Genomic DNA, 23,105 nt, shown 5'->3' on the forward strand with positions numbered 1-23,105 from the left:
GCACTTTGGAAAAATACGACAAATTTAAAGTTGCAATGGCGATAGTCCGGTGTTGCGTTTGATTTCATTGGTAAGGTGCGAATGGTCATAATAGCCACATTCGAAAGCGATCTCTGAGAAGCTTTGATTTTTATTTGAATTTCTGATTAAACTCAAAGCATATTGAAAGCGGATGATATTTGAATATTCTTTCGGGGATATTCCAATTAGTTTTTTAAATATCCTCTCTAATTGTCTGACAGTCGTGCAGTTTCGTTTTGATAGTTCGTAAATGCTGAGCTGCCCGTTTATTGAATGTATATCATTGATTACTGATTGCAATTGATTGTTTTTGCCTTTTATCCTGTCGTAAAAAAAATTGTCAAGGTAATTAAATGGGCTATCAAGCATTTTGCTAATATTGAACGATTTGGATTTTTCAAATTCAACAGTCTCATTGGCCAATTCATTTTGTGAAGCATAGCTATAAAAATTGGCAAAAGTCGCAGGTTTTAGGCACACGCCTAGTAAATGTGTATCGCTGTCAATCAAGCTATCCTTGAATGAAGTCATTGCGCCTACTATATAAGTTTTACCAAATTCCATTGAAACCGAACCGTTGTCTGTCAAACAAGTATTTCCCAAATTCATTAAAATGCCGGCACAACCATCAGGAAAAACCCGTTCCCATTGTCGTTCGAGTTCATTTCCTTTTAGTTCCCAATAAAAATGAATAAAGGGTTCCAGTTCTTCGTGAGGTTTTATTTTTCTGTATTCAATCGCTTTCGGTGGAGGGGGGAAATGACCGTCAATCTGTAATTGTACACAATACATATCTTGTATTACTTCTAAATCAAGAAGTTTTGCAAAAATACAAATTAATACCTGGAAATGAATTTCATTACGCCAAATCATGCCTTTAAAGCCCAACCTTACAACATGATCGGTTAGATTTCCGATGGAGACACATAGATCACAATTTGAATAATTTGTTTCCTTCCGCTATGTTAAATTGACCCTTTTATTCTCCGGAAAATGGAATGATGACGCAGAGATGCCGTTGCCATTATTTGAAGCAAACAAACCACTTCCGGCAATTGTAGTTACCTCCCCCTTCCTGCTTATCTTACGGATCCTGTTATTGAAGCAATCACCCCCATAAAGAATACCTTGTACATCCGCGGCTAATCCAATTGGCTCGGAAAATGATGCTGTAGCCGGGGCGCCATCAGCAAAAGCCCGATCTCCGCTGCCTGCGAGCGTTGTCACTGTTCCGTTCTTGCTAATTTTACGGATCTATTATTGTTAGCAACTGCGTGGTTTTGACCGCTGGCGCACCTGGATGTGATCGAACCGGGAAGTGGGCGCTTTACTTAACTGGCTTAAAAGGTAGAATGCCCGCCAGCGTGCCAATAAACGCGCTGTTTTTTTGGGATTGGACGTTTACTCACTTTAGGCCCATTTCCTGTTCATCATCTTCCCAACGCATGCGGTCTGTGACAACTTGTCCTTTTAGACGATCTACTCTGGTGATCACTGTGGAATTCACACGAACAACATACATCCACGCACAGCATAACCATTGCCGAACCAGCCCATCGGACGCTTTTGAATTATTTGGTCAAATCAGGTAAATTCTGAGTATACCGATCTGTATCAGACATTCCTTGTACACCTTCAACCTTGTCTCTTCCAAATAACTAAACACCTCATAAGGAAACTGAAGCTGGCGGCGGCCATATCCCGATCCGGGATTGGATTATATATACATCGTATTTTTTTTGAGCGACAACCTTGCCAGCACGGTTAAGAGCACCTCTATTTTAAACGGTTTTGCTATATAGTCGTCCATGCCAGCGTTCAGACAACGCTCCCGGTCTTCTTCAAAGGCGTTCGCAGTCATCGCTACTATAAAAGGCATTTGTGCATAATTCCGGCGAATCGCACCGGCCGCTTCGATACCATCCATATGAGGCATTTGGATATCCATTAAGATTAAATCATATCTTTTCTTTTCCAACATGTTTAATACTTCAACACCGTCAGCTGCCGTATCAGGACTATAGCCCAGCTTTGATAGGATTCTAACGATTAATTTCTGATTAATGACATTATCCTCAGCGATCAGGATATCAAAGGGGTGATCCACTGCAAAAGGTTCACTCAATCGCTTTCTATCAGTTTCGCCAGACAGGATGTTCGGCGAAGACTTTGTTAGAACCCTGTCAAGCACATTAAAGAGCTGGTGCTGTTTAACAGGCTTGCTGACCATACCGGAAAAAAGAGCCATGTTTATTTTGCCAGTCTGACCACCTAAAGGGTTTAACAATATCACCGGGACCTGCGGGTAAAGTTCCCTGATCCTCGACGACAGGATTACTCCATCCATTTCCGGCATACTGTAATCGGTAATCACCACATCAAAGGCTTCGCTTTCACGGAGAATCTGCAATGCCTGCACAGGAGATTGGGTAATCGTACAAGTCAATTTCCAGGCTGTCAGTTGCTGGGCTAATGTTTCCAGCTGGGTTAGGTTGTCGTCGATGATCAAAACTTTTCGCTCCCCGTCAACCTGGAAATTTTTCAGCACTGATGCCGGGGGCAGGCCGGCAGGCACCGTATAAGATACCTCAAAACAGAAAGTAGTTCCCGTGCCTGGAATACTGTTGACATTAATAGTCCCTCCCATCAGGGTGACGAGTCGCTGGCAAATGGCCAGTCCAAGCCCTGACCCGCCGTATTTTCTGGTCGTAGACGAGTCCACCTGCGAAAATGACTTGAATAATTTGTCCACCTTTTCTTCAGCTATGCCGATGCCGGTATCCCTGACTTCGACTTTAAGGGAGTGTGTACCATCGCTTCGGCTGATAGCGCTTATACCGATATAGATTTCACCTTCCGTTGTAAACTTAAAGGCGTTTCCTATTAAATTCGTCAGGATTTGTTTGAGATGAAAACTGTCCCCAACGATACTTTCGGGCACGCTCCTATCAATCCTATAGATCAGATCGATCGGCGAATTCATGGTCTTCTGAAGAAAAAGATCAACCACTTCTTCGACACAAGTTCTTAAATTAAAAACATGGCTTTCCACTTCCATTTGGCCCGCCTCAATTTTTGAAAAATCGAGAACGTCATTGATGACGTTCAATAACGTTTCTCCACTTGCCAGGATCATAGCAGTATATTCCTTTTGCTCTTCATTAAGCGTTGTTTCGGCCAGCAAGGAAGACATACCGATCACACCATTGAGCGGCGTGCGTATTTCATGGCTCATCGTGGAAAGAAATGCAGTCTTCGCCTCGTTAGCCCGCTCAGCCTCCAGTCTTGCTGCTTCCGCTTTCTGCCGGGATTTCAATTCCTCGGCCCTTTGTTCCAGCAACTCTTCAGACTGGGCCTTTAGTTCTTCATTGATGGCCATCAGTTCTTCAGACTGGGCCTGAATTTCCCGGGACTGGGCTTGAACTTCATCCGTCCGGATTTTTACCAGCGACTCCAGTTTGTCATTCTGAAACCTTACTTCCCGCAGACGATACCGGTTAAGGCCGTATGCGCCGAGAAGAATCGCGCTAAAAACTATTAACCGAAACCACCATGTCAGGTAGAACGGAGGGACAATGACGAGTTTGAGGATTAGCGGCCTGGTATTCCATACACCATCATTATTTGCTGCCCTGACTTTGAAAAAATAGGTGCCCGGATCAAGGTTAGTATAGGTAACCTGCCGCTGATCGCCTGCATACACCCATTCCTTGTCAAAACCTTCCAGCTTATAGGCATATCGGTTCAGCGGCGCCACCGTAAAATTCAGTGCAGAATATTTGAACGTGATCACCGCTTGTGCATAAGGCAATACCAGCTCGCTGGTGGTCGATATGCTTTGTTTTAAAGGTGAATTTCGTTCACCAAAGTCTACGGACTTATTGAATATTTCAAGTCCTGTTAACACGACCGCCGGCTTATTATAATTTAGAAACACATCTTCAGGGCGGACAACCACCAAACCGTTGATGCTGCCAAAAGCAATTTCTCCCGTGGGAACCTTAATGCCCGCACCCGGATTGAATTCTTCGCTCTTCAAGCCGTTGTAACGATTAAAATTCCTGAATTTCTGATTAGCGGGATCAAACTGAGAAATGCCTTTCAAAGTACTTAGCCAGATTTTACCTGTGTGATCCTGGCTGATATAATTGACATCATTATTGGCAAGCCCGTCTGTTTCGGTATAATGTTTGAATGATTTCGAATGCCTGTCGAAAAGGTTTAACCCACCCTCCATCGTACCGATCCACATACGGCCCTGATCGTCTTCAAAAAAACAATTGATCGTATTACAGTTCAGTCCGCTATTAGCCATATTATACCTGGAAAATTTCCGGGTCTGCCTGTTGAAGATACTGATACCGCTGGAATAACCGCCAACCCAAATATCACCGGCTTTATCCTGGTAAAGGGCGCCTACCCCATTGTCTCCGAGGCTGTGTTGATCGTGGGCGTCGTTCACGAGTTTAATAAAATTTCCTGTCCCGGGGTCAAACACATTTATACCGCCGCTGGCTGTGCCTGCCCAAATCATGCCTTCGCTGTCTTCCAGCAAAGCGTAAACAGAATTATTGTTCAGGTTATACGACTTGTTTCCCTCGACAAAGCGCTTTATTTTGCCGGATTTGATATCCAAACAATTTAGCCCTGACGTATAGGTCCCTATCCAAACCTTGGTGTTTTGCCTGTTCACCAGGATAGACAAGGTGTAGTTATTGGATAAGCTGGCCACATCTTCTGTGTGATGACTGAAATGCCTGCTGTATCCGGTTTGTTTGTTCAGGTAATCTACCCCCGAATCCGTAGCCAGGTAAAGCCCCTGCTTGTTATCGGCAGCGATTCCACGGATAATATTTGCGGCAGAAGGTGTGTTGCTGCGGGCATATTTATAAGATGGAAAATAGGTCAGGTGGCTATCGTACTTATAAATGCCCAGGGAGGAAGAGGCGACCCATAGTATCCCGCTTTTATCCTCAATAATATCATTTTCTGCATCATCAGGTTCACCTGTCCCCAGTACGAATTCTTCAGCCAATGAATGAAACCTCTTTGTATCCAGGTCGAATATTTGAATTGTCGTGTTGGTGGCAACCCAAAATGCGTGCGCAGAACCCTTTCGCCTGATACTATATATCGGATTTTTGCCTGTTACTGAATTTCTGTCTGCTAACGGATAGTATCTCTCGAAAGATTTGTCTTTCTCATTGAGCCGATTTAAACCGTTATAAGTTGCTATCCATAAATTGCCACGAAAATCAGTATTGATGCGCGTTATTGTATTGTCACTGATACTGTTAGAATTATATTGATGATGCCGGTAAAACGAAAAAGAACCGGCCCTGGAATGGTACAAATTCAAGCCAAAGTCTGTACCAACCCATAAAAGACCGTCTTTACCCTGGAAAAGACAAGTGATCCAATTACTCGACAGCCCGCTTTTGCCGGAAAAACGATCGAACCGGCCTGTTCCAAAATTTAACCTGTTCAGACCATCCTCTGTCCCGACCCATATTTGCTGATCGTTATCTTCCAGAATGCAATTAACATTATCGTTGGAAAGGCTTGATGCATCACGTGGGTCGTGCCGGTAGTTTGTAAATGTATTTAATTTCCGGTCAAATTTGCTCAGGCCGCCAAGACGTGTACCAATCCAGATATTCCCTTCGTGGTCCTCTGCCAGGCAATTGATCCCATTGGCATTAATACTATGGTTATCGCCGGCCCTGTGCCTGTAAACCATAAAGGTGTATCCATCATATTTATTTAGCCCGTTTTGCGTTCCAACCCACAAAAAACCATAGCTGTCCTTTAACAGGCACTGCACACTATTTTGCGACAACCCATCGGAGCTCGTTAATATAGAAAAATTTAAAACCGGCTTTTGAGCTTTTACAGGCCGGGTAATAAACATTAATACAAGGAGGGTAAGATAACGTGCGGTTATTTTGCGCATGCCAGTAAATTGAGCGGACTGTTGTTATACGTGATGCTTTTTAACAAAGGTTCGTCATTAACAGGTTAGTCATGTTTAAGTTAAGTTTCAACTTTTTTTGAGCAAAATATGGAGTAATTTCATCCGTGTTTCCACTCCTGAAAAAACCGTTTGATGCATAAACCGGCAAACAGGCCCAGTTGTAAATATTTGCCGTCGGTGACCCGAACAATACCCTACAGACAAGCGCAGACATATTTTCAATTCCGGAATTAAATAATAAAAAAATAACAATTTAAATCAATGCTGTTTTTTTATACGCTGTTTTTTATCTTATAACGAAAATAAATAAAAAAGGTTACAGGTTCCGGTATGCTCATATGGACAATGATTTGCCTTTGGGAACCATATATACTGGCGGTATATCGCAGTCCATGGACATTAGGATTGAAAAATATAGCAGTAGCCGGCCAGGCACTTACTGTAAAGATTTGGTGCTCCGAGGCTTTTTGTATTGTCCTCTTTGCGCTAAACAATTAACTGGCAGCACATCAAAAGGACGCCATGCATATTACACCTACTACCATTGTAAATCACCTTGCAAGGTTCGATACAATGCCAATGGAATCAATATTGAAGTTGAGAAAGACTTACGTCAGCTTATGCCAAAACCTGGCATGGCCGAATTATTTAAGGAGATAATTTGTGATGTGACTATCGCGATATGCAAACAAAAGTATTAATTGTTATTTAATCTTCCCGCCACCCGGATAGCCTGTATTTAAAGTAAAACGAATTTCGGATCAAACGCGCATTTTGTTGTAGGAGGTCAAATAGTAAGCCGCATTCGGTTCTATCCCATCCCACAATTAAAACTGCCTACAAGAACAATAGATACTATAAATCGCCATTGGTTGGTTCAGCTATTGGGGATGGTAGTCCTGGGTGAAGATTATTATGAATTGTGTATGATCGATATCACTACATATTTTCGAAGTATAACCGGTGTTGATTACAAAAAACTGTAAATTTGATGTATTATCTTATTGAAATGTGTTTAAACCTACTCCCTTTTTAATGCAAAGGCTTTTATATGTTGTGCTGCTCATAACATTTTTTTTCTCCTTCCTTGTGCAAACGGCCGCGCAATCAAACCAAACAGTAACTAACGGCGATTTAACAACACCAGCTGTATTTCCGGGTATAGGGTGCTCCTACATCTGGAAAAACAACAATCCATCTATCGGGTTGTCAGCAACGGGTGCCGGCAATATACAGGCGTTTGAAGCAATAAATACAGGCAATACCCCTGTTACAGCCACTATTACCGCTACGCCGACCGCAGCGGGCATAGCTTATATTCTCAGTAATATCGGCCAGTTAACGTTAATTGACCTTGCCAGCAATCAAATAATAAGCAACTCACCAACAACCTATCATCCATTTGGCGAGGCCATAAGTCCGGATGGAAAAATTATATATATCACAGATCCAGATGATGGCAGTGTCATCAGCGTTAACGCAGCCACTTTTGACGTACTGGGTTACACACCTACGGGCCCTAATTCCTACCCACGGGCCATTGCCGTAAGTCCTGACGGGAGTAAAGTTTATGTGGCCAACGCCTATATATATAACGATTATGGCACTGTTAACATCATCGATACCAAAACTCATAACATCATAACAACCACTAATGTTGGTTCAAATCCATCGGGACTTGTTTTGAGTCCTGACGGCAGCAAACTCTACGTTGCCAATCATAACTCAACTTTCATATCAGTTTTAAATGCTATTACAGGATCAACAATTGGGCAAATTTCGATGACTGTAAGTACAGCAAACCTTGCAATAGCGCACGACGGCAGCGAATTATATGCAACTACCGATGCGTCTTTCACCAATGGCACTGCTATTACTGTTATTAACACAGCAACCAATCAGGTTACCAAAACCATAATTATAGGTTACAGCCCGGCGAGTATAGCTGTATCACCCGATGATAAAAAACTTTACGTAACTAACGAGGATATAAACACAGTATCTGTTATAGATAATCAAACAAAAACAATAGTTGCAAACATCCTACTGCCAGGGGGCTCATACCCTATTAGCATAAATTTAAGCCCCGATGGCACTAAGGCCTACGCTGTGAACCAAAATGGACTTATCAGCGTAATCAATACGGCCAATAACACGGTAATTAATTCAATTCAAACTGTTACAGGCGCACTTTCGTACGGAAAATTTATTTCCGCAGGATCCGGCTGTAGCAGTTCGCCGGTTACTTTCAACATTACTGTAAAACCAACGGCTGCTACCCCGCTTATTAATGCAGGCCCTGTCAGCGGAACAATACTGGCCTGCGCTGGGTCGGCCTCGACCTCCCCACATATACAACAATTTATAGTTAGGGGCAGCAATTTAACCGCCGCAGTTGCCGTTACCGCCCCTGCCGGTTTTGAGGTTTCACTTTCACAAGGCAGCGGGTATAGCAATACCTTAAGCATCAACCCATCAGGCGGCGGCTTAAGCAAAACTATATATGTACGCTCTGCTGAGTCAAGCAATGTTGGTGGTATATCGGGCAATGTGAAATTGAAGTCCGCAGGTACCTCAGATCAGCAGGTAGCGGTTGCAGGTATTGTAAACGCGCTACCAACGGTTAACACTGTACCAAACCAGGTTAAGGCGAACGGAACGCAGTCAGATCCGGTTACATTAACCGGTAGCGGTAATACCTTTACCTGGGTTAATGACCACCCCGAAATTGGCCTGGCGGTAAATGGAGAAGGCGATATTGCTGCTTTTACCACCACTAACAATACGGCAAGCGCTATAGTTGCTAAGATTACCGCCACTCCTTTAAATTCTCCTTATGCGTACATAACCAACTCGGCATCGTCATCAGTATCTGTTATTAATGTGGCAACTCATAAGGTAATAAAAACCATCGTTATGGGAACCGACCCGCAGGATATAACCGTTAGTCACGACGGAAAGAAAGTATATGTATCGGATCCCATTTCAAATACGGTTTCTGTTATTGATGTGGCTACAAACACAGTATCAGCAACAATATCTGTACCTGCGGGATCTTTTAGCATGGCGGTTTCGCCCGATAACAGCAAACTTTATTTAGTAGCTATTAATCCCAATTTGGGAAACAACGATGTGTATGTAATCAACACTGCAACAAACCACATAATTTCAACATTACATGTAGGCGTTAGTATTGGCATGATAGCTTTAAGCCCTAACGGCGACACATTATATGCCACAGATAACGGGCAAAATAATTTACTGGTAATGAACGCATCTAACGGTCAGTTACAAAAAACCATCCCTGTTGGCGCTATGCCAGCCAGTGTGATCGTAAGCAACGATGGTACTACAGCTTATGTATGCAACTCAGGTGCAAATACCATTTCGATAATTAATACCGCAACCAACACGGTTGTAAAAACAGTAACGGTTGGCACAGCCCCTTTTGCCCTGGCACTTTCGCCGGATGGGAGTATACTATATGCTACCGGTTATAGCGACGGATCCCTGACAGCCATCAATACCTCCTCAAATACGCTGCGCTTCCAGGTTAACGCCGGCCAATACCCAATGGGGGTTTCCGTAACTCCCGATGGAGAAAGCGTATATGTTGCCAACTCTAATTCAGGCACCATTACGGTGATCAGCGCCCTAACCGGCGATAAGCTCGAAACCATACCGGTTGGTCTTAACCCATTTTCAATTGGTAGTTTTATTACGCCAGTTAACAGCTGCCCCGGTCAACCTGTTTCATTTACTATAACTGTAAAGCCTACAACAGTAAGTGCAAACATCAAAGTTTCGGGCAATATTGATCCGCTCGCAACCATATATGGCACATCATCAGCGACATCCGGCTTTATTGTATCGGCAACCAATTTAACAAGTGGCATACAGATCACTCCGCCGTCAGGCTTTGAGGTTAGCACCAACGGAGTAAACTTTAGTCAAACAGTAACGGCAGGCACAACAGGCACTCTTGCGGCAACCCCTGTTTATATACGACTTTCGGCAACAACACCCGTAGGTAATTACACCGGCGCCATATTAGTTAGTGCGGATAATACGGCCAGCAAAACTATTGCCACGGCAAATAATAATACGGTAAGCCCTGCTCCGTTAAGCATCACCGCCAATAACGTTCAAAAAACATATGGCGAAACATTATTAAACGTTGCAGTATCTCCCTCATTTACATCAACAGGGTTGCAAAATGGCGAAGTTATTGGCAGTATAACATTAACCTACGGTACCGGTGCCCAATCTTCCGCGGCTGTTGGTATGTATCCGCTTTCGGTAGTGCCCTCAGCTCCGGCGGGCGGCACATTCAACATTGATAATTATACACTTAGTTTTATTAAGGGAAGCATTAATATTAACCAGGCCCCATTAACAATAACAGCTAATAACCAAAAGAAATATTATGGTGATGAAAACCCCGCTTTAACAGTATCCTATAGCGGTTTCGTAAATATGGAAACAGCCTCGGTTTTATCGCCGCAGCCACTGGTTACTACTGACGCCATAGCAAACTCAATCCCTGGCCAATATCCTATATTAGTTTACAATGCGGGTAGCACAAACTACGCGATAACATATGTATCCGGTACACTTACCATTGAGCCTGTGAACCAGCTTTTAATTATACCAAATACCTTTACACCCAATGGAGACGGCATCAATGATGTCTGGAAAATTAAAAATATAGAGGATTACCCAAAATGTGTAGTGACCATATATAACAGATACGGTGAACAACTCCTTGCCTCAAATGGCTACGGTATAGCATGGGACGGCAAATATAAGGGGAAAGACGCCCCTGCAGCAACCTATTATTACCTGATTGATATAAAGAACGGCGGCAAACCCTTATCGGGTTGGGTTACCATTATAAGATAGAGAGTGCCCCCACTCCGTCAATTTTAAAGCAATAAATACGGGGGTATACCTGGGCATGTTTAGCTACCGGCAAACCTCTTGAAAAAACGTTTGGAATATATTGGTCATATGATGTTCCTCCAATATTTAATAACCCCAATTTAACATTCACATATTATATTTATAACCCACAAAATACTCTATATCAAATAAAATCTATATATTCATGAACAATTTGCAGGGCCTGGTTCTCCCCGGATCTGACCTTCGCAATTAAATTTAACCTTTCACAATTTGAAATACCCGGTCTGCATGTCTAACATCTTTTTTGTAAAGCATTTTAAATTTATTTGCGCTATTGTAATCATTTTTAAAAGTAGCAGCTTATTTGCCCAGGCCCCTGTTATATCTTCGTTTATGCCTGTAAGCGGCGCGCCAGGAACAACAGTAACCATAAACGGATCTAATTTTAGTAGTAACCCCACGGATAACATTATTTTTTTTGGAGATACAAGAAGCACTGTAAATTCTGCTACAGCTAATCAACTTTCCATAACTGTGCCTGTTGGAGCCGTGAGCAGCCAGATTTCTGTTACAGCAAAAGGGTTGATGTCATATTCCCGAAACGCATTCCATGTAACTTTTGATGGGGCAGGCGTACTGGCGCCTACCGCTTTCGAAAAAGAAATAGACGCGCCCCTACCGAGCTATAGTGGCATGCTAAGATCAAAAGACATTGACGGAGACGGCAAAACCGACCTGGTATTTTCAAATCCCAGTAACAAGGCGATATCAATTTACCGTAACGTCAACACCCATGTGGGATCGATCTCTGCTTCCACTCTGGCTCCAAAAGCCGATATTAATATCGGCAACGAAGCCATCTATATTGCAGTTGAAGACCTTAATGGAGACGGCAAACCAGATGTTGTAGGTTATAACAGCCAGGAGGCAAATTTAAATGTGCTGAGGAATACCAGTACGCCAGGAAATATTTCTTATGCCGCGGCTGTTAATATTACGGGAGCTAAAGGCATGGTGGCACTTACCACAGCTGATATTAACAGCGACGGCAAACCCGATATCATATTCCTTAACCCCAATGGCAGAGTTTTTTCAATTTTAATTAATAAAAGCACCGCGTCGGATATCGCGTTCGCGCCAAAGGCCGATTTCAGCACAGGTGGCAACCCCAATACTTTTACTATTGCCGATTTTGATGGCGATGGCAAAATAGATGTCGCGATAAGTAACCGGCTCATCAATGATAACTCTCCGGTTATATCCTTATTTCAAAACACCGGAAACAGTACGACAGTATCGTTCGGACCGCAAATAAATTATTCGACAACTACTTCTTCATATACATTGGCTGCCGGCGACATGGATGGCGATGGAAAGGTGGATATAGTGTTTCCAAACTACGGTAATTTGGCGGTATTGCAAAACACTTCGGTACCCGGATCAATGAAATTTAATTTTTGGGATTTTACAGACCCAACAGGTTCTCAACCTACAGGTATTTTAAGTGACGTGGATGGCGATGGCAAACCAGATGTGATTGAAAGTACAGGTTACATTACACATATAGTAAAAAACACCAGCACGCCCGGTTCATTTTCTTTTGCACCTGCCGCCGCTTTTAATACAAATACACCCTCTCTTTTCAGCGATCTTGATGGCGACGGTAAACCCGATCTGATATTGGCGAGTTATACATCAGGCCCAACTCTCGGTATACTCCGCAATAAAATAAACGAGCCAGCAGTTAATCTCATTTCGCCGGAAATTGGCCTCTCCGGCACACCGGTAAATATAACCGGCCTAAATTTAACCAAAGCGTTGGCAGTTACTATTGGAGGAGTAAACGCGGCGTCGTTTACGGTCAACTCACCTACCAGCATCACGGCGATAGTAGGCTCAGGAGCTACCGGTCCTGTAGTTGTGATAACAAAATATGGCACAGGCAAAGGTGCCGATTTTGTGTACAGCGTACCGGCACCAGTGATAAACTCGTTTACCCCTTTATCTGGCCCTGTAGGTACAACTGTTACCATATCGGGCAAAAACTTTAATGCTATTGCCGCTAACAATATTGTATTTTTTGGTGTGGCCAAGGCTACTGTTACCTCAGCAACAGCCACACAACTGGTGGTAAAGGTGCCGGTCGGTGCAAATCATCAGCCAATCACAGTTGCTACAAACGGTTTGATGGCAGCCTCATCTAAAATATTTGATGTAACATTTACCGCGTCAGGCCCCTTTGCGCCCAACTCATTTAATAAAAGAATAGATATACCTGTGCCTGACTACCCGTCAGACGTTTTAATAGGTGATATCGACGGCGACGGTAAAACTGATATTATTGCTTTTAACAGCAGTACATTTTCTTTTTTCAGAAATACAAGTTCAGTTGGTAATACATCATTTAGTACTAATAAGGACGTTACACCGTCAGGGAATATTGACAGGGCCATTATTTCTGATATCGATGCCGATGGAAAGCCCGACCTGATCTATGTAAGCGTAACCGGTAAAAAGGTGGTAATTTTAAAAAACACCAGCATACCCGGAACATTTTCCTTTGCAACTCCTATAACTATCGCCGACGGCGCGGCTCCAAACGGCGTCACAGCTGCCGATTTTGATAATGACGGCAAAACAGACATTGCTGTTTCGCATGCTGCAAACAATACATTTTCAGTTTTACGCAACACAACAGCAAACGGTAATATTGCTTTTGCCCCCGCCGTAGTTATTACATCTCTTAAGCCCGACTACCTGGGTGGCGTTTTCCCTGGTGATTTGGACGGCGACGGTAAAATCGACATAATAGCAATATCCGAAATCTCTCAAAATCAATTCAATTTAACTTTCAAAAACACAAGTACTATAGGTCATATTTCTTTCACTCCTGTAAATGCCTACCAAAACGGCTATCATCCAACAAACGTAATTATTGCAGATATTGATGGGGATGATAAACCTGATATGACAGTGCCTGCCGGTTATAGCACTTATTTGGTTTATAAGAACACAACATCATCAGGAGGGAAAATTGATTTTGCCAATGCTGTGGGTTATGAGGCTGGATTATATCCTAAGGGCTTGTCTATAGGTGACCTCAATGGCGACGGTAAACCAGACCTGGTTGCGCCCGATGGGAAATTCCCTGGTTCTATTGGTGTATTTAAAAACCTATCTACAGTTGGCACCATCCAACTTGCAGCAAAAGTTGATTACACTAAAGGCTCTTCTAATTCCAATATCTCCGGAACAGGATTTGGAGGCTCTGCAGTTGCAGATTTTGATGGCGATGGTCGTTTGGACATGGTCGTATCTACCTTTTATGGCAACACTATTTCTGTGTCAACAAATACCATCAATGCACCTGCAATAAGTTCGTTTACGCCGGCGTCTGCTACAAGGGGCAGCACCATTACTATTACAGGTACTAATTTAAATGGCACAACGAAAGTTACCTTTGGCGGTGTTGATGCATCATCATTCACCATTAAATCGGCGACAAGCATAACAGCAATAGTGGGCGATGGCGCAACTGGCGACGTTGCAATAACAACCCCAGTCGCTACAGGCAAGTTGTCAGGTTTTACATTTCTCCCAGGCCCAACGCTTAAATCATTTAGCCCGCTTACCGCCGGGCCGGGTAAAACAGTGACTTTAACCGGCACTCATTTCGCAGGTGCCACGGCGGTAACTTTTGGCGGCATAAATGCCAGGTCATTTACGGTTATTTCAGATGAAAAGATAACCGCCGTGGTAAATAATACAGCTGCATCGGGTATTATTTCCGTAACGGTACCTGGCGGAAAGGCCTCCTTAGATGGCTATGTTTTTACGCTTAATCCTATTGTTAGCGCCTTTTCACCCGCCTATGGCGCAATCGATACTTCGGTTGTTATAGCAGGTAATAATTTCAATGCCGGAGTTGCAGGAAATATTGTTTATTTCGGTGCAACGAAAGCTGTAGTTACCGCGGCTACAACACAGCAACTATCTGTTAAAGTACCGGTTGGCGCTACCTACCAGTCCATATCGGTTTTAAATACATCGTCCGGTTTAACGGGCTTTTCGGTAATCCCATTTGTTGGTACCTTTAAAACCAAGTATAGTATAGCCGCAGCCGATTTTGACCCTAAGGTCGATTTCGCGCTATCAAATGGCGCTAAGGCATCGGCCATAAGTGATATTGACGGCGATAAAAAACCGGATGTTATTGTTGTTAATTCGCTCGCCAATACAGTTTCAATTTTCAGAAATACAGCTGTGAACGGCAGTATTACATCAAACTCGTTAGCTTCCAAATTTGAACTGACCACTAAAAATACCCCGCAGGCTATAACAGTTACAGATATTGACGGCGACGGTTTAAAAGATATAGCAGTAACCGCCCTGGGAGATAACAGCGTATCGGTTTTTCTCAATAAATCAGCAGGCGGCAATATTTCTTTTGCGGCTCCGGTAATTTTAGCTTCGGGTGCAAGCCCATACGGCATAGCGGCAGATGACCTGGACGGCGATGGTAAAACAGATCTGATTGCTACAAATCCAGCGGCCAACACCGTTTCAGTTTTTAAAAACCTAAGTACACCTGGTAAGATATTATTTGCTTTAAAAGTAGATATCGCGACCGGGAATACCCCACATGGAATAGCCACTGCTGATATTAATGGCGACGGCCTCCCAGAGATATTAACAGCCAACTTTAGTGATGCTACATTTTCGGTTTTGCAAAACCAATCAATCGCAGGTATTATTGATGCAGCGTCATTTGCCGGTCACACAGAAACAACCGCCATTAATGGCGCCGAATCAATAGCGGTAGGTGATATTGATCAGAATGGCACGCCTGATGTTGTTATTGCAGGCACTCAAAGCAACGCCGTTTCGGTGTTCAGGAACTCGTTGCAAGATCAACGGCCCACCTTCCTCGAACAACTTATTTTAAATACAGATGAGGGGCCAGCGTCTGTAGCCATTGCTGATTTGGATGGAGATAGCAGGCCGGATATCATTACTGCCAATTCAACATCCAATACCTTATCTGTTTTCCGCAACATCATGCCTTTAGGGGGCGTGCCTGCGGCTATTTTCGCGCCAAAAATTATCATTGCGGCTCCCAATAACCCATCGTTTGTGAGCATCGGCGATTTGGATGGCGATGGCAAACCGGATATTATATCTGTAAAAACTCAAAACAATACGCTATCGATATTACGTAGCCATCCTGCCCAATCAACGGTTGTGCCGCCACCTGTAATTTCGTCAATCACTCCCGGCAAGGGCGCAATTGGCACATCTGTTACCGTTAAGGGCAATAATTTTAATACATCTGCCGATGCCAATACAGTATTTTTAGGGGCTACGCAGGCAAAAGTCAACACAGCAACCGCCACGCAATTAAATATCACTGTGCCGGTAAGCGCAACTTACCAGCCTTTATCTGTGTTAAATACGGCTAACCATTTAACCGGTTATTCTAAAACTCCTTTTATTACCACGTTCGAGTCAAAAAAGAGTGTATCGGAAGCTGATTTAAGCTCGGCTGTAAATTTCCCAACCAATGCTTCACCTTATGGTGTGAGTGTTGGCGATATCGACGGTGATGGTAAGCCTGACCTTGTTATCAGTAATCCTGACAGGCATTCTATTTCGATATTTCGTAATACCTCGGTGAATGGTACAATAACAACATCGTCATTTGCCGCGAAAGTTGATTTCACTATTAACGGGGAGCCGCAAAAGGTTATTGTAACTGATATTGATGGCGACGGAAAACCAGATGTAATTGTTAGCGGTTATTACGCTCCTAAAAGCTTTGTTTCAATTTTACGAAATACTGCTGTTAAAGGCGCTATCAACGCTTCATCATTTGCTGCGGGTGTAGACTTCACGGTTCCCGATGCTTCAAAAATGCAGGTAACCGATATAGATGTAGATGGTAAACCAGATATTGCATTAGGAGACCTGACCATCCTGCTTAATCATTGTAAACAGGGCGGGATCAACGCCGACTCCTTTCCTGAACAGGCACTTTATTCATTGGGTTCGGCCAGCTATGCGTATGCATTTTATGATATCAATAACGATGGAAAACCAGATGTAATATTCAACGATAATTACAGCCATATTGCTATTGCCTTGAACAAATCGGTTCCCGGTAATCTTTCATTGGGCTCCCCTATCAAGCTAAAAAACTCGCTAAGTGGCGTCTCCTTACAGATAGCCGATATCGACGGCGATGGTAAAGCAGATATCATGGCCATCGATTATGACCTCAACGCGGTGTATTTTCACCGCAATATTTCTGTGGGCAATAATATTAATGAAAATTCATTTGAAGATTATATTAAGTTTCCGGCAAACCAGAAAGCCTTTAATGCCGGTGGAAGCTCCGAATATCTGCAGGTTGCTGATATAGATGGCGATGGCAAACCCGATCTGCTCAACATAAGCAGCGGGTTAAAGGTATTTTCTCTTTTCCATAACATATCGACAGCAAATACACCATCTTATACTTATTTCGATACTAAATTTGATGTCAAAGCCGGCAACAACGTTAGCGGCATTGCCGCAGTCGATATTGATGGTGATGGCAAACCCGACATTGTAACTGTAAACCGGGACGATGATACATTTTCAATATTCAGAAATAATCCAACTCCCGCTGTTGTTTTAACGCCTCCAGTTGTCACGTCGGTTTCGCCAGCATCAGGTCCGGCGGGTACAATTGTAACCATAAAAGGTAAAAATTTTAACGGTGCGGCCGCTGGGAATATCGTAGCCTTCGGATCAGCAACTGCTGTAGTAAAATCAGCCACAGCAGAAAGCATTTCGGTGAGTGTTCCTGTCAGCGCTACATATGAATCGCCATCGGTTTTAAATACAGCCAATGGCCTTACCGGTTATTGGTCAGATAAATTTATCAGCACCTACCCACCCAAAAAGGATGACATAACGGAGCAGGATTTTGAATTGCCTGTAAGTGTTTATGGATACATGGCCGAGTATGTGCGCGTAGGCGACCTTGATGGTGACGGCAAACCCGACCTGATAATTCACGATGGCTATCAAACGATTTCTGTACTTAGAAACCAGTCGGCTATCGGCCCAATTAATCCCGCCGCGTTTGGAGCTGTTGGTACTCTATCCAGTTACCGGTTTACCGTGGGTACCGATCCTCAAATCATAAAAGTGGCTGATATAGATGGTGATGGTAAACCCGATCTGTTAGTAAGCTATTACAGTTTTTATGGCGTTGGCATATCTGTATTGTTAAACCGTTCAACGCCAGGCAATATAAATTTCGCCCCAAAAGTTGATATTGCTTATTATTCCACTCCGTTTGGCGCAAATACTTATGTGGTAGAAACCGGAGATGTTGACAGCGATGGCAGACCCGAAATTTTAATCGCAAATTCATCTTTAAATGGTATTTCGGTATTGCCAAACACCAGTAAGAAAGGCACAGTATCATTTGTTTCGCGATTTGATTTTGAGGCTGGCACACAGCCATCTGGTTTAAATCTTACTGATATTGATGGTGATGGTAAACCCGACCTTGTAATTAGCAATAAAATGGATAACACAGTTTCTGTGTTGCGTAACATCACGGCTCCCGGTATTATCAATGCGGCTTCGTTTGAAAAACATGTTGATTATGCAACCGTTGCTTCGCCTACCAGCGTCATTACCGGTGATTTGAACGCTGATGGCAAAGCAGATATCATAGTTGTATCGAGCGAGCCTGTGCCTGGGATATCCATACTGCAAAATAAAAGTACTACCGGCGTTATTAATGCCGGCTCGGTGGGCGCCAAGGTTGATATAACCTCATTATTATCTGCAAGGGGCATTGCCATAGCTGATATTGACGGCGATGCTAAACCCGACCTGGTTACAGGGCATACAGTGATCCGTAATATAAAGGGCAATGGCAATATTTCCCGCGCCTCCTTTGCAGCCAATGAAGTACCTGTAATGAAGATAAATAAGTTTTTTAAGGCATTTAGTGTTGAAGATATTGACGGTGATGGCATCCCGGACATCGTAGGGGTCGACGGTGGAGATCTCTCCATAGTCCGTAACAATCCTCTGGCCATAGGGCAGCCATATATATCATCCTTTAGTCCAGAATATGCCATAAAAGGCACTACCGTTACACTTACCGGTAAAAACTTTGACAAGGTATCTTCCGTTACGTTTGGCGGTACACCGGCAGCTTCATTTAAAATTGCTTCGCCAACTACCATTACAGCTGTTGTGGCAACAGGTGCATCTGGTAATGTGGCAGTAACCGCCCCTGCCGGCTCATCAATGAGGCCTGGATTTAACTTTGTACCGGCGCCAATCATAACAGCCAATGGGCCAACCAAAATTTTTGCTGGCACCGGCGTTCAGTTAACCGTAAATCAGAGCTCTGGCAATTATTACCAATGGTTGCGCGATGGAGTTAAAATCGACGGCGCCACATCAATTAATTACACCGCTACGCAAAGTGGATCATATATGGTTATTGTAACAGTAAATAATATCAGCCAAACATCTGCTGCAATCAGTATTACAGACTCGCCCGACTTGCCTGCCGACAACTTTAAATTGGCCATAACCAGTGTTTCATGTAAAGGCTCAACAAACGGGGCAATTAATATTACGGCCCTTCAAAACCTAAATTATATCGCTACCATTACAGGTAACGGTGTAAATAACCAATATACTTTCAGGCATGATGTAACGATCAGTAACCTAACAGCCGGCACCTATTCTGTTTGTATTTCAATAGCCGGCCAGTCCAATTACAAACAGTGCTTTACAGCTGTAGTGAACCAACCGCAAGATCTTTCGGTGTACTCGACCATAAATAATGAAAACAAAACAGTTACGCTTGCCATGACCGGCGGCGAGGAGTATCATATTTTACTTAACGGAACCAGCTACTCAACAAAAAACAGGAATATAACGTTGGCGCTAACAGATGGTAATAACGATTTAACGGTTACCACCGATAAACTGTGTCAGGGCGTACTACAAAGAATAATTAATTTTTCGGATAAGATCATACCATATCCTAACCCATTCCAAAATACTTTGCACCTGAATATTGGCAATGCGATATTCAAAAATGTTTCGGTGGAAATTTATGACATCGGTAACGGCAGAAAAGTATATGCTAAGCAATTTGGCGATCAATCGGGTAAGATTAGTTTAAACCTTACCGACCTTAGTTCCGGGCTTTATGGGCTGCGTTTAAATATGGGTAATTCGGTAAAAATTTTTAAGATAGAAAAAAAATGAAAAAGGATTTTTCAATATTAGCCCTGCTGCTGATTTTGTGTGCCTGCGGAGGGAAGAAAAACAATGAAATCGTTCCATCTCCATCGGTGGTTAAGCTTAATGCTCCTGCGCAAAATACAATTTGTTTAACCGGTGCTGTTGTTTCACCGACCCTAAGTTCGGTCACATTTCAATGGAACGCCTCGGCAAATACCAATAGTTATGACTTGGTGATCCAAAATCTTGTAACATTGGCTGTTACTACCAACAACACAACTGAAACCCAGCTTACCCTTAACCTGCTAAGAGGTGCTCCATTTTCATGGCATGTGGTTTCAAAATCAACTTCAACCAGCGCGACAGCCGAAAGTGATCAGTGGAAATTTTACAATTCAGGGCCAGGTATTGTAACCTACGCGCCCTTTCCGGCAGAGATCATTTCCCCTGCATACGGCACTACAATAACCTCAAATTCGGGAAAAATTGATTTAACCTGGAAGGGAAGCTCACCGGGAAACCTCGACCTTACTTACGATGTGTATTTAGGTACAAGTTCCAATCCGGCCTTGCTTAAAAAAGACATAACAGCTATTTCTCTCAATGATGTAGCTGTTACCGCCGGCACCACTTATTATTGGAAGATTACTACAAAAGATGCTGCCGGAAACAAATCTGAGTCGGTTGTTTACACTTTTAAGGTAAAATAAGAAGTTGTTTAAAAATGATTAAATAAAACTGTTATCCCTCCCTCCACGCTGTTGCGAAGCACGAAGCATCGAAGGCTTTTGTGCGCTTTTAACAGCATATGAGGCTCCAAAACAGTTAAACTTATCCTATTAAATAGCTGAGCCATTACAGCGACTAATTATGAACCTACACTTATACTGATATCTTTATATTATCTCCATTTTTAACCACATACCGGTAATTATGGCCGTTACGTTTAATGGTAATCAACAGGTGGCCTGCATCCTTTTTTTCCACTGCCAGATCGAAAACCGTCCCAAACGCGTGAATATTATCCAGTCCCATATGATCCCAGGCCTGTGGTAAGCGGGGAGTGCAATAAACGCTGTTGAAACCCACAGGCCTCATGCCGAACAGACCTTCGGTAAAAATGCGGCAATATAATCCACTCTCTGCCGAAAGATGGCGTTGGTTACCTTCGGGATAGGCTTCTACAGCATATGGAACATGCTCGCCCAAAAGCCGCCGCTGCGAATAGTATTTCAGGAACCTTACCGCCTGTTCGGTTTCACCAGCCTGTAATACCCCACGGAGTGCGTATAAGGTTGAGCGGTCCCAAAACGTATCGTTCCCGGCTTGCGTGGCCAGGCCGTCGGCAGTCCATAGCTCGTGCGAAAACAGGGCATTTATTGTACCCTTGCTACGGCCATAGATACCCATGGTTAGCGGAACACAGATCCAGGAGCGCAATATGGTGTTGGTTTCATAATACTTATAGGTATGATAGCCGGCTATATCGGCCCCAAAATATTTTTCGATAGCATTTTTAAGTGCTGCTGCCCGTTGTGCATATTGTGTTGTTTCTTTTTTTGGCAGATGTAGTTGCCGGGCTAAAAAACTCGCGGAGACCAGGGCATCGTAATACAAGCCATTGGTAGATAAATTGGCTTTGCCTGATGGAAACCTGCCTTCCAATTCATCACTTTGCGATTCTACCACCCCTTGTTGATTAATGTGCCTGCGGTTATACTCCAGACACCATGATATTAACGGCCAAAGTTTTTTTGCCGAATCGATATTTCCTAAAGTAAGTGCATAGCGGGATGCTCCATAAGCTATCATAGCCTGGTCGCCCCTATCACCGGCACCTTTCCAAACAGTATCTCCCTCAGCCACGATAGAGCTTGGCAAGGGCTTATAATCTGGGTTCATATAACCGGCAAACAAGCGATACGCATTCATAGCCGACAGGTTCCCTATCCTATCGCCCGAAAAAGCAAAATAAGGATTAACATATTCGGCCTGATCATTAGCCCAGATAGCTGCGTAATACGATAAACCGCCAGGCCCATGCATATAACCGCTCTTTGTTTTAAAAATGCTTTCTGTAGCCCTGATCTTGGCAAATGCAAACATGGCGTTCAAAACACTATCGGGTGTTTTCAATTGTAAAGGGCTCAGGATCTCTTCAATACGGTGTTGCCGCGCCTGCTCTTCAAGATCGGCCCTTACAGGCATTAGTGATCCAGGGTGATCAGTAGCCTGGTAGTCGATAACAAATGTGTATGATTGGCCGGGCTGCAATGTTTTGCTACCGTCATTTACCGATTGCATAATAACTGTGTGCGGCGCGCCTTTACTTTTAAGGGTATCTGTAGTTACTTCGCGCTTTAAGTGCTCCATCACTACCGAAACTGGTTTATTGCCGACGTTGGTAAACTTATAAGTTTCAAGAGCTATCGGTTTATCTGTTGATGGGAACAGGCTATGCTCAATATTAACCTGCCTTAACCTGTCTGCGCGATAAGCAATGCGCATAAAGCCGTGCTGGTTAATACTTTTTACCGGTAAACTTATTCCGCCTTTTGCAGCATCGGGCCATAGTAACTCGTCATCTACGTATATCCGGGGCTGGGCATTATCATCAAATGTATACGCGATGTGGCTCCGGGTATCATCGGGGAGCATCCGGAATGTTGGGAAAACCACTGTGCGTGAAAGATGGCATAAACCCGCCGCATCTACGTTATAAGCAATCCACAACGATACTTTTTCGCCCGACATTTCGATATGATCGGCATGTGGAAGACGACCGTTTATATTCCAGGTAATACTTCCATCGGGTTGTAAAGCCCATCTGTTATCCTGTTGTGGTAAAACCAATTGCTGCGCTGAAACTAAACGCAATTGTAAAAGAAAAATGAGTATGATTAGGCTATGTTTTCGCAAGCAAAAATTCATTAAGTAG

General features: G+C 43.4%; 7 protein-coding genes. 3 read left to right on the plus strand and 4 right to left on the minus strand.

The features are described 5' to 3' along the window. Positions 1 to 24 precede the first annotated feature (24 nt). The 3 genes from BLS28_RS15205 to BLS28_RS15215 all read right to left on the minus strand — a co-directional run bounded on the left by BLS28_RS15205 (position 25) and on the right by BLS28_RS15215 (position 5,974). Positions 25 to 894, minus strand: a complete 870-nt coding sequence (locus BLS28_RS15205) for a helix-turn-helix transcriptional regulator (RefSeq protein WP_218134430.1) — start codon at positions 892 to 894, stop codon at positions 25 to 27. Between the two features lie 87 nt (positions 895 to 981). Then, the gene (locus tag BLS28_RS15210) at positions 982 to 1,248 is read right to left on the minus strand and encodes an NHL repeat-containing protein (protein ID WP_091168778.1); all 267 of its coding nucleotides are present in this window, start codon (positions 1,246 to 1,248) and stop codon (positions 982 to 984) included. Between the two features lie 490 nt (positions 1,249 to 1,738). Then, complete coding sequence (locus BLS28_RS15215; protein ID WP_091168781.1) at positions 1,739 to 5,974, minus strand: hybrid sensor histidine kinase/response regulator; 4,236 nt, start codon at positions 5,972 to 5,974, stop codon at positions 1,739 to 1,741. A 1,056-nt stretch (positions 5,975 to 7,030) separates the two neighbouring features. Between BLS28_RS15215 and BLS28_RS15220 the strand changes: the two genes are divergently transcribed. From BLS28_RS15220 to BLS28_RS15230, 3 genes are all read left to right on the plus strand, one after another. Continuing rightward, on the plus strand, positions 7,031 to 10,897 hold the full coding sequence (locus tag BLS28_RS15220; RefSeq protein WP_091168784.1) for an MBG domain-containing protein: 3,867 nt from the start codon (positions 7,031 to 7,033) through the stop codon (positions 10,895 to 10,897). 291 nt (positions 10,898 to 11,188) lie between these two features. Next, positions 11,189 to 20,191 carry an FG-GAP-like repeat-containing protein gene (locus BLS28_RS15225; RefSeq protein WP_091168787.1) on the plus strand — a complete coding sequence of 3,001 codons (9,003 nt, stop codon included), beginning with the start codon at positions 11,189 to 11,191 and terminating at the stop codon, positions 20,189 to 20,191. Then, on the plus strand, positions 20,188 to 20,877 hold the full coding sequence (locus tag BLS28_RS15230) for a hypothetical protein (RefSeq protein WP_091168791.1): 690 nt from the start codon (positions 20,188 to 20,190) through the stop codon (positions 20,875 to 20,877). Before BLS28_RS15225 ends, BLS28_RS15230 begins: the two co-directional genes overlap by 4 nt. Positions 20,878 to 21,049: 172 nt before the next feature. On the opposite strand, the gene BLS28_RS15235 is transcribed toward BLS28_RS15230, so the two are convergent. Then, on the minus strand, positions 21,050 to 23,044 hold the full coding sequence (locus BLS28_RS15235) for a glucosidase family protein (protein ID WP_256337448.1): 1,995 nt from the start codon (positions 23,042 to 23,044) through the stop codon (positions 21,050 to 21,052). Positions 23,045 to 23,105: the final 61 nt, after the last annotated feature.

This window comes from Mucilaginibacter gossypii (genome assembly GCF_900100945.1).
GTDB lineage: Bacteria > Bacteroidota > Bacteroidia > Sphingobacteriales > Sphingobacteriaceae > Mucilaginibacter > Mucilaginibacter gossypii.

Coding starts and splice junctions, on each gene's coding strand:
- BLS28_RS15205 (WP_218134430.1), bottom strand. CDS start 894: ATGATTTGGCGTAATGAAATTCATTTCCAGGTATTAATTTGTATTTTT.
- BLS28_RS15215 (WP_091168781.1), bottom strand. CDS start 5,974: ATGCGCAAAATAACCGCACGTTATCTTACCCTCCTTGTATTAATGTTT.
- BLS28_RS15220 (WP_091168784.1), top strand. CDS start 7,031: ATGCAAAGGCTTTTATATGTTGTGCTGCTCATAACATTTTTTTTCTCC.
- BLS28_RS15225 (WP_091168787.1), top strand. CDS start 11,189: ATGTCTAACATCTTTTTTGTAAAGCATTTTAAATTTATTTGCGCTATT.
- BLS28_RS15230 (WP_091168791.1), top strand. CDS start 20,188: ATGAAAAAGGATTTTTCAATATTAGCCCTGCTGCTGATTTTGTGTGCC.